5 protein-coding genes are annotated in these 10,738 nt (G+C 37.8%); 4 read left to right on the plus strand and 1 reads right to left on the minus strand.

Annotated features, from left to right (window positions below):
* Positions 1-45 precede the first annotated feature (45 nt).
* The gene (locus tag AC5JMK_RS07295) at positions 46-2,748 is read left to right on the plus strand and encodes a sensor histidine kinase (RefSeq protein ID WP_495909758.1); all 2,703 of its coding nucleotides are present in this window, start codon (positions 46-48) and stop codon (positions 2,746-2,748) included.
* Between the two features lie 1,297 nt (positions 2,749-4,045).
* On the opposite strand, the gene AC5JMK_RS07300 is transcribed toward AC5JMK_RS07295, so the two are convergent.
* Entirely contained in the window at positions 4,046-7,435 is a 3,390-nt protein-coding gene (locus AC5JMK_RS07300) for a CHAT domain-containing tetratricopeptide repeat protein (RefSeq protein WP_495909759.1), read from the minus strand.
* A gap of 692 nt (positions 7,436-8,127) precedes the next feature.
* Between AC5JMK_RS07300 and AC5JMK_RS07305 the strand changes: the two genes are divergently transcribed.
* The 3 genes from AC5JMK_RS07305 (at position 8,128) to AC5JMK_RS07315 (ending at position 10,545) form a co-directional block, all read left to right on the plus strand.
* A complete protein-coding gene (locus AC5JMK_RS07305; RefSeq protein WP_495909760.1) occupies positions 8,128-8,745 on the plus strand; it encodes a DUF4142 domain-containing protein in 618 nt (205 codons plus the stop codon).
* A gap of 633 nt (positions 8,746-9,378) precedes the next feature.
* The gene (locus tag AC5JMK_RS07310; RefSeq protein ID WP_071524794.1) at positions 9,379-9,549 is read left to right on the plus strand and encodes a DUF2256 domain-containing protein; all 171 of its coding nucleotides are present in this window, start codon (positions 9,379-9,381) and stop codon (positions 9,547-9,549) included.
* A gap of 36 nt (positions 9,550-9,585) precedes the next feature.
* The gene (locus AC5JMK_RS07315) at positions 9,586-10,545 is read left to right on the plus strand and encodes an isoaspartyl peptidase/L-asparaginase (protein ID WP_495909761.1); all 960 of its coding nucleotides are present in this window, start codon (positions 9,586-9,588) and stop codon (positions 10,543-10,545) included.
* Positions 10,546-10,738: the final 193 nt, after the last annotated feature.

The raw sequence follows: 10,738 nt of genomic DNA on the forward strand, positions 1-10,738 counted from the left end.
GCACCCTAAGAGCTAGTCACATAAAGGCTTTGATAGTTGTCGGAGATGTCTATTTGGATTGCTCTGTATGATCGCCTTAATCATATATTGTTTGGTCAAGGTGGTGTTATCCCTGGTAATGACATCAATTGCTTAAAACAACGTGTAGTTCTCAATCCTGGGGATTTGTTAGAGCAAGTAGTAATTGAACAGCGCCCTTTGGGTGTAGCTGATTTGCGAACTGAGATGCGGATTGAAGAATGGCAATCTTTAGCTCAAAAATTCAATATCCAAGGAACAATAGTAGTTCCTATTTGCTACAAAAACTTCTGTTTAGGTTTAATTTTACTCGGTTCTGAACGCTGGGGTTACTTGCTAGGTGGAGAAGCTAGAGCCAGATTGATGATGGTTGTAGGGGAATTGGGATCTGGAATTTATCAAAAAGAAATGGATTTGCAGCACAAGCAAATTAAGCGCCTTGATGAACCATTACTAAAATTACTGGAAAATCTGCAAGCTTTGAATCTTTTAGAGCAAAGGTTAGAAGCAGTTATAGAAGCAATTCATGCATTTGTTCTACCTAAGCGTACCAATATTTACTGGTTTGACAGGGAAAGCTATTACTTTTGGCGACGATTGAGTAACAAAAATACTAGTCGAAATTTTCAGCAAAATCATGAGGAAACCACAGCAAAAATTACAGTACACGAACTGAGTGATTTTTATATCGCTTTGTCAGTCAATGAAATAGTCTGGATTGGCGAAGGACGCAGTTCATTAAAAAGCAATTTCACCGTGAAGTTGTTGCAACATTTTGGAGTACGCAGTTTGTTAGCAGCTCCAATTATCTGGCAAAAAGATTTGCTGGGCTTTTTGACTGTGGAAACTACTGAACCGCGAATTTGGACAGAAGCAGAAAAGAACTTCATCAAAAGTGCTGCTGGCTTAACTTCTCTTGTTGCTCCTTTGGAAGAGACACAAAGCACTATTACACAAATTCAAAATGATGCTTACCTAACTGGTCAAATTGCTCAAGGTATTTATAGTAATTATGAGATTCAAGAAATTTTAGATATTTGTGCAGCAAAAGTTTTGCCACGCTTGCTTGCAACTCGATTTTTGTTATTGCATTACGACTTAGACCAAAATAATTATCGAATTTTTTATCAACATCAACCCCATAATTGCCGTCCCCTGGTGTCTCATTTAGAAGCTTTAAAACATGTAGATTGGCAGCTTTTGTTACATTCTACAGAGGCAATAGCTATTGAGAATTTGGTAACAGATTTACGGTTTTTTAATTGGCATCCTTATTTGTTAGAAAATGGGGTGCGATCGCTTGTAATTTGTAATTGTATTTTTGGGCAAGAACCCAAAGTATTGTTGGCAATTACTACAGAAAATCATCATAGTTGGACATCACTAGAAAAAGAATTAGTACAAGTTGTAGCTCAACAGCTTGGTGTCACAATTCGCCAATGGCAGTTGTATCAAAAAACCGAGCAACAGCAGAAAATTTTGCAAAGCTTTCAGCAATCTCTGACGATTATCGAACAATCTCAAGATTCCAAAACTCAACCCATTCTAGATTTAGAACGTACAACCCTCGAACAAATCGCTGCAATTCTCAACTGTTCACTGACAATATTACTTTCTTGGCAACCAGGAGATTATGTGGCAAAAATCATACCTGGATTTATTGCCAATTCTGAATTTCAGATTGTATTCGACACACCAATTCAACTTCAAACTGAAGCTTTGATTCAGTGGGCATTAATCACAGATGATATTCTAGCCATCACAACTAACGATTTACCTGTTGAAACTAAAAATTGGTTAAATGGTGCTGGTATTGGTCAAATTTTAGTGATTGCATTACGCACCACTGCTGATTATCAACCGACAGGTGTGGTAATCGTAGCTGATCATTGGCAGCGTCAATGGTCTGAAGAAAGTATTAACACTATAAAAACTCTAGTTTGTCAACTAGCTTGGTCACGGCGATGGCTGCAAATCACTCAAGTATTAGAGTCTCGGACAAAAGAATTGAAACAACTTAATTGGTATAAGCATCGGCGTTTAGAAGATATCCAAAGAAGCATGACGCAATTAATTAGGCAAATGGATAATTTGGGTATTCCTAGCAACGAACTAACTCACATGCGCTACCAGCAACTGCTACAGCAATTAGATCACAGTACAGCCTCAATGACAGCTTTGTTACAACTAGAACTATGGCAGATGCAGATGAGTTGGGAAAGTGTATCTGTAGCAAGTTTACTCAAGCGATCGCTCGAACGAGTTGATCATTTACTCAAACAACAAAAACTATGGGTAGGTGTACATGGTTTGGCAGAAAACGAAGGTGAATCATCCAAAAATTATGCGCTTTTACCTCACTCTGCGTTGGCGATCGCTGGTGACATAGTAAAGATAGAATTGATTCTCCATGAGTTACTTGTTTGCGCCTGTCACCGTTCCACAACACTTGGCAGAATAGACATTTGGTGTCGTCGCTTAGATGAAGATTTCCTCGAAGTATCAATTACAGATAATGGTGAAATTGAATCACAATTACTAACAGAACTGCATCCAGATACACCCAAAGATATACTTGCTTCCTCCAGACTTGAGCAATTACCCGGTTTACATTTATTAATCTGCCAACAACTCATACAGCAACTTGGTGGAGAATTGGATTTCTATCAATTACCAGATGGTCGCATAGTTAGTCGCTTACTGTTACCGTTGGCGCGAGGCAATGATTAGCTGTTTTATTCAGTGTATAAATTTATAAATTCCCTTCTTTTTATATAGTTTTTTATTTTATTCAGTAACAAAATCAACAAAAATACATTTTTTTAAGAGGTCTAATCCATTAGTATCTTTAAAATCACTAGGTTGATTCATAGCACTGTATTATAAATTTGTAATTTGTATTTAATTTTAAAACTTAATCTATATTGACAAATTATTTATTATATGTTGATAATTTTATAACACGGGTAAAAATAGAAAAGTTAGTGTTTAGAACTGAGTAAAGATAAAAAGTAAAGGTCATAAACCTTAAAGCTCGTCACTAAGTTCAGTTTTTACTCTTATTTTGAGACTTATTTCAAATAATTGCAGACTGCTTACAGCGATTAATAATTGGCAATTTCAATAAAGTAGATGCCAAGAAAATTTGATTCTTTTTGATTTAAAAGCTTCTTTGGCATGATGAAAAGAATTAATCCCGTAAAATTATTTACTTAATGTTCAGAACTAAATAAGGATGTACCAGACTATGAGGAACAGAAAAAAACTCATCAAAGATGCGCTGTCTCTCTTTGTAACTCTTGGGATTACTGCGATTAGTTCTAGCGCGACTGATGCTCTTCCTCTCAAGGAAAATATACAAAAAGGAGCGAATGATGCTTCCAATTGTATTAGGAATACTAAGCAAAAACCGGAGATACCAAAAGTGATCCGAACAGGAGCGAATACCATTACTTCCAATAGTGGTAACAAGCAATATCAGCCAACAAGTGATGTGTGCTACAGGTGTTTCTTTAATGGACAAGGGAATTGTAGGCTATATCGGGTATCATGTTCTTATGCTCCTGATAGTGAATGCTATTGTAGGTAGGTGGGCGTGAAAATTTACAAGTATGCAACTAAACGTTAAGGCACTTCCAAATAATAAAATGTCCCGCCCTCGCGTTGCGCCTGGGGGCGCAACGCCCACCAGTCCTTGGGTTGAGCCGAAATATATTTGATAGGGCGGGACATTTTATTTTCTGGAGATCCCTAAGCACTGGAATTAGAGTTAAATTTAATACGTTGCGTACTGTGATTTCCTTTTGATCCCCTAGACTTAATGAACCACCACAAAATTTCAATCAAATTCAACTCAGGTGAATAAGATAGCAACTCAAAGATAGTAATACTGCGTTCTTTCGATTCCTCTTGTTTTGTTCAGTTTACCAAACCCCAATTTTCCTATGAGACATTCTCTTTAATTCAAAACTATTGATAATAAGAATGAGACAATGAAAAAAACTACGCTATTTCCTTGTTTCAATACTTACCGTAAATAGTCAAGTAAAGTCTCAATTGTTTTAAATATTTTAAATAAACAAATAGTTTGCTTTTCGCCATCACCTAATTGTTGTTTTTGATAACATATAGCTTCGACTTTATTAGAGTCACCAAGCTCATTGTAAATATCTTCTAATCTATCCAACATATTCTTTAAATATTGAACTAGCTTATCATGATTGTTATCTATAGAAGGGTCTTCTTTATTTATTAAATCATTTATCATCTCTAATGCTTTAAAAAGCCAACATTTAGACTTTATATACTCTCCTAATTCATAATTGCAGTAACCCAAATGTTTCAGATCTTGCACTATATCTAAGTGATATTCTAACAGTTGCTCTCTGATATTTAAGGCTTTAATAAATTGCTGTTGAGCCTTTTCATAAAGTTCCTGAAAAAAGTAGACTTTGGCTAAGGAACTTGAAATAATAGCTATAGATAAAGTCTCCTGCTCTTCTAAGGCTGAACTCAGTTCTAAAGCCTTGAGATAGTAACTTTCAGCTATTTTGTATTTGTTATTTTCAGTTCTTTCACACGATGCCTGCTCATAGTAGACTGTTGCTAGATTATAGTAACTTTCAGCTAAAACAAGATTATCCTCTTGTAAGATTTGTTGGCACATTTCCAACGCTTTAAGATAAAAAGATTCAGCATTTTTCCAGTCACGTTGTACACGATACCAATATGCTAAGTGACTTAGACTCCGTATCCTATCTGGGTGTTCGTTGTTTCGGATCTTTAATGCCTCATCAAGCATCGGTTTAGCTTCGTCATACCTCCCAATCAAGGTATATAGATAACCTAAACCATCCAGAGTTTTAGCGAAGTCAAGAGAATTTTCTTTATCTGAGAGTTTCTTTCCCATCTTTAACGCTTTTTCGTACTCGGACTTCGCCTTGTTATAGTATCCCAGCAACAGGTTTGACTGTGCTAGGAAATTTTGAATTCTAGCTACTTGATTATTGGGTACATCAGAAGACACATTTTTCAAATCTTCTAAGGTTTCTGTACATAGTTTTACTACTTTCTGGGGGCTTCGATATTGCCAGGAGATTGCCAAAATCTCTATCATTGTCACTTGTATGTCTATTTCATTTCCTAGCCTTGCTAGTCGATGAATCTCTAAAAGTCGTTCTTCTGGGGTTTCTGCTTTTGTTTCATACCATAGCTGGTATAACACATTTGCTGCTTTTTTAATTAAAGAGATTTCATCCAACTTCTCTAAACCCAAATAGCGGGGTACTCGTAGCAACTCCCGATCATAACTAGCTTCCAACAGTCCCAATGCTATAGCCTTATTGATGCACTTATCTAATTCATCCACAGTTTCACAAACTGCCTTTAACGCCTCCTTTGGTACTGGTAACTCAAAAACTAATCCCCGTTGCAACATGTCTCGCATCGGCTGATCTGAATCTCTTTGCTTGCCTAATTTGTCTTCAAATACTTGCGGAAGCAATTCTTTCCTTTTAGTTTCCAAACTACCAAGAATAAAATTTTTGTCAATATTTTGTTTTTGTAATTCCTTTAATTCCTCGTGCAATTTCTCCAATAAGCGATGATTCCCATCTGCCAGCTTTTCCACATAGGATCGAAAAGTCTTATCTACCTTATCTGAGGCAGAGAGGCGCTTCCACTTCTTTCGTAAATCTGTTCCTCGCAATGCATCTAACGGTTGTTTGTAAAAATATTCTGACTTAGAAAAGTCGAAATCATAACGACAGGTAATAATTATACGGTGATTAGAGTCAGTCTCTTGAATTGCCGAAACTATTGCATTCAAAACGTTTGCTGCTTCTAGTGTCAGCACACACTTACCATTACGAAGCACATACTGACCATTACGAAGTTGCAAATTATGCTCAAAATCATCTAGCACCAATAAAAAACTCTTTCCACCCGACGACTGATCAAATACCCGCTTCAACCGAAACTTCAATTCCTCTCCAGAGTTTTGTAGCTGATTGCGCTGTTCCTGATCATCTAACTTATTTGCTAATACGTTCGCCAAGTTGTCTGGTTCTACTTTTCCCACCCAGACAACTCGCTTTCTCTGTAGGTATCTGTCACCTAACCTTGCAGCTAAACTACTTTTACCCAAGCCACCCATCCCATGAATCAACACTCCCATATAGTCCGTATTCTTAAATGCTGCCAAGCACTTTTGCAACTGACGACGACGACCGACAAAACTTTCACGGGTAGCGACTTTGACTTTTCCCTCCGGATCTAAAAATTCAGTGGCTACTGATGGTGGTGGTGCTAGTTGTCGTTTAGGGTTATCTAAGGATGTAACTAACTTCCCTGGTAAAGTATCACCCGTATAAAGACGCAATAAATGCCAATCTCGCGCCTTATGTTCAATCAATTTCTCGTAGGTACTAGCAATGGCTTGGGTTACTTCCCTCCCCAGAGATAATTGTTCATACAAAACTTCTGCCGCTAGAATTGCATTTGTATCTAATACACTTTTACCCCAACCTAAAACCGCCTTGGCTCCAGATCTTATTAAAGTCTCTGACATTGAGATTGAGGGTATAGTCCCAGATGGTATTGCTTTCCCTGTGTTACAAGCTGAGAGAAATATTAGTTGGGGTTTTGAATATTTAATTTGCTTAACTATTTTTTGGGCGCTGTAATAGTCAGCTTCTCCCGTTTGATTTTCTGCTATAAAGCATATTTCTCCATCTTCGATAGTAGCATGACCTATTAGGTGTAAAATATCAAAATAATTAAAGTCTCTATTGCGTAATAATTCACTTAACCCTTTTAGAGAACCGCTTTCTTCCACAACCAACTCTATGGATCTTCGCCGTTCTGCTGTCTGCGTCGCTGCTAGAATACCTCTTTCCTCAGCCTCATAATCTAATACAGGTTCTATATTTAGAGGCGACGAAGCCATAAATAAGACTTGTAATGCTCGTTCTTTTTCCGGATGTTGAACGGTTAATTTCTTTGACTTCTCTGATGATACCCACCGTACTGGAACAACCTGACGCTCAACTAGAAACTCGTCACCATTGTGCAACAATTCCCAAGGCAGATCGGCAAGGTTTTCTGCTGTAGCGATCGCGAGGACAGTAACTTCACCATACTCAAGCGGGGGCAACAACTTTTCCAGAATGCGATCATCTCCATCCAACCAGTCATACAAATCTTGTCCTATTTTAGAATACTCTTTATAATAATGTGCCGCTTTCGATTCAACTTCAACAACGTTGTAGTAGTCTCGTTGAACTATGTCATTCCATTTTGCGATTTCTCCCGTGGGAAAAGCACGCGACGACGAATAATCACTTGGCTCATCATCAAAGTAGCGTAATGTTACATAATCACCTTTAACTTCCTTAAGGTTAATATGGATAATTCGCATATTTTGACTCCAGAAATTTGAAGACTCTAACTATTATTTTCAAAGTCAGAGCTAGCTATTCCAGATATTCATTGTTAATTAAAAATTAAAACAAGATTATCTATAGCAAATACTGTATTTTTTTCTGAAATTTTAGTTATATTTATTGTCTTTTTTTTACATTTTATTTTTTACTATACCTAGTAGGGTGTATTACGGCACGAAAATACAAAAAGATAGCGAAAAGAAATATTTTTGCCGTAACGCACTGTTCATTTAGGTGCGTTGCGCTGTACTTTAACGCACCCTACAAAGTTAAGATTTACTTTATAAATAGTCTCTTACTGGGCGCGAAATGTGAGATATTTAAAAGATCATATTTGAAAAATCAATTAAGTAGAACAGGTTAAATAATTAAAGGCTCGTAGTGAGAACTTTAGTTATCGAAAAAGGACTAAAGTCCTTACTAGAAACTGGATGCTAGTCTTTTTACATTACTTAACATAGTTTGTTTTTTTCAACTTGTTTTACTTATTAAAGTCTTAAACAGTAAAAGTTAAGGTGAATATGCTTAATCACAAAAGAAAGTCTAAGTAATTCGGTACAAATGTAGAGCGCGCCTTAGCGAAGCCATGCGCTACAGCGCTATTGGCGTGTCTCTACTAGTTGGGATCGTCTGTCTTTCGTCATTAGTTAAAAGGAAGGTTTTAGGCATGTCTACTTTTCGTAACAGATTTCCAAAATTAGCTGCTTTAGGCTTTTTAGCTGCTTTAGGCTTTTCATCTGCTAGTTGCTCTAACATTCCTGATAAATCTATCCTTGCTCAGTATACGCCAGGAATCAATAGTCCTTCTGGAAACACCACACCTTCTCCAGAAACTACAAATCCTCTTCCTTCACTAATTCGTCTAGACCAAGAATTCATGACTAAGGTGGCGCAAAGTGATATGACAGTCATTGAGACAAGTAAACTAGCACTCCAAAAGTCCAAAATTCCAGCAGTAAGAGACTTTGCACGACAAATGATTCAGGAGCATACAGATTCGAGTAAACAGCTGATGCAAATAGCGAAGGTTAAAAGTTTTAAACTACCAGAAAACATAGGTTCAGAGAATCAATACTTATTGATTAATCTGATGCAGGTTCCTAGTGAGAATTTTAACCAAGCATATATGAACATGCAGGTTCAAGCTCATCGCAATACTTATAAGAAGTTACAAAAATATCTTCAACAAGGACAAGATCCTAATTTGAAAGCATTTGCAAGTAAGATGTCACCAGTTGTTGCTGAAAATCTAAAGGAGGCTCAAAAGATACCAGTCGATTTTTAATCGACCCCTGATCGAGTACCGCGCTTTAGTATAAATCTTCATTAGCGCCCTAATGAAATAGTAGTTTTTCCTTATGACTGTTCCATAACGTCGGTAGGAAAGATATTTGAGTGTCTCACTTAATTAGTCTCTACCGAGAAAAAATATAACTGGTTATACAGTAAATTTATATACAGAAACAAGACCGAATAATTGCTTTTATTGAGTCATTCAAAATCAGGGTTAAAAAAAACTAGAGCGGCAAAACTTGCTAGATATAGGCTGGAAACATAGAAAACCCGTTTAAGATTTTCGACGACGGATACGTAATTAGAGTTTTCCAAACAATAAATGATCCAATGAATGGAACTAGATCTATTTTCTATTCCCCCTGCTCCCCTGCACTCCTTTGTAATGGATATCTTTTTTGTGGAGTTCTCTTAAGCCTTTATTTTCACCTCTCCAGTTAATTTTGCTGTGCTAGAAAAAAATTAATTACTGAATGAAGGTCTTAACCAAACTATTTCACAATTGATGAAATTGCAATTCCAAATTCCGCATTCCGGATTCTAAAAGTCATCTACATCTGTAACAAACAGCTATAATTGATTTCCATCTCAAGTGGAATCGATTTTTAACTAGCATAGTAGAAATATGGGACGTAGCCGTTCTAAATCTGACTTGCCTACAAAAATTTGTCCGGTATGTCAGCGTCCGTTTACGTGGCGCAAAAAATGGGCGGATTGTTGGGACGAGGTGAAATACTGTTCAGAACGCTGTCGTCGTCGCCGTTCTACGGCTGAAGATCAAAATAATGAATTGTAAAAATACTTAGACTCAAATTACACAAATCAACGGGAGATGAAGATACAGGTGCAACCTAAGTTAATTATTCATGGGGGGGCTGGTAGTTCTTTACATGGAAAAGGCGGAGTAGAAGTGGTACGCCATTCACTTCATAAAGTAATAGAAGAAGTGTATTCTATTTTACTTTCTGGTGCAACTGCGAAAGAAGCAGTAGTGCGCGGGTGTCAATTGTTAGAAGATAACCCTCGTTTTAATGCGGGTACTGGTTCAGTACTGCAATCAGATGGTCAAATCCGCATGAGTGCTGCTTTGATGGATGGTACAACTCAAAGCTTTAGTGGTGTAATCAATGTTTCGCGGGTGAAAAATCCCATCGATTTGGCAAAAGCTTTACAAGGTTCTCCAGATCGAGTGCTGTCTGATTATGGTGCAGCTGAGTTGGCGCGGGAATTACAAATTCCCAGCTATAACGCTTTAACTGACTTGCGCTTGCAAGAGTGGATTCAAGAACGCCAGCAAAACTTTAAAAGCACAATGGCTGGGGTAGTTGCAGAACCAGAACTAGTGGAAACCAGCAGCGATCGCCGTGGGACAATTGGCGTTGTTGCTTTAGATACTGAAGGAAGACTTGTCGTTGGTACTTCTACTGGTGGTAAAGGCTTTGAAAGAATAGGGCGCGTCAGTGATTCTGCAATGCCTGCTGGAAATTATGCTACAAAATATGCTGGTGTTAGTTGCACTGGTATTGGAGAAGACATCATTGATGAGTGCCTAGCAGCAAAGATAGTGGTGCGTGTCACCGATGGTATGTCACTAAAAGAAGCTATGAAGCGCTCATTTGCAGAAGCATATGAGAATAAGCGGGATTTTGGAGCGATCGCCTTAGATGCGACTGGGGCGATCGCTTGGGGAAAAACTAGCCAAGCTCTACTCGCTGCTTTTCACGACGGCGAAAAAATAGGTGATACCCTAGAACTTCCTGAAAGTACAGATGTTGGCTGGATTGAGAATTAGGGATTGGGGAAGGTAGGGGTCCCCTCTGGGGAACTCGGGGCCCCCACTCCCCCCAAGGGAGCTACCGTGTACACACAAGTCGAATTTCTTCTTAAATCCCATTGAATTCGGGTGGTTGTTTATTGAATTCGGGTAGTTGTTTATTGAATTCGGGTGGTCGTTTATTGAATTCGGGTGGTCGTTTATTGAATTC

The sequence above is a fragment of the Pelatocladus sp. genome (genome assembly GCF_059505505.1).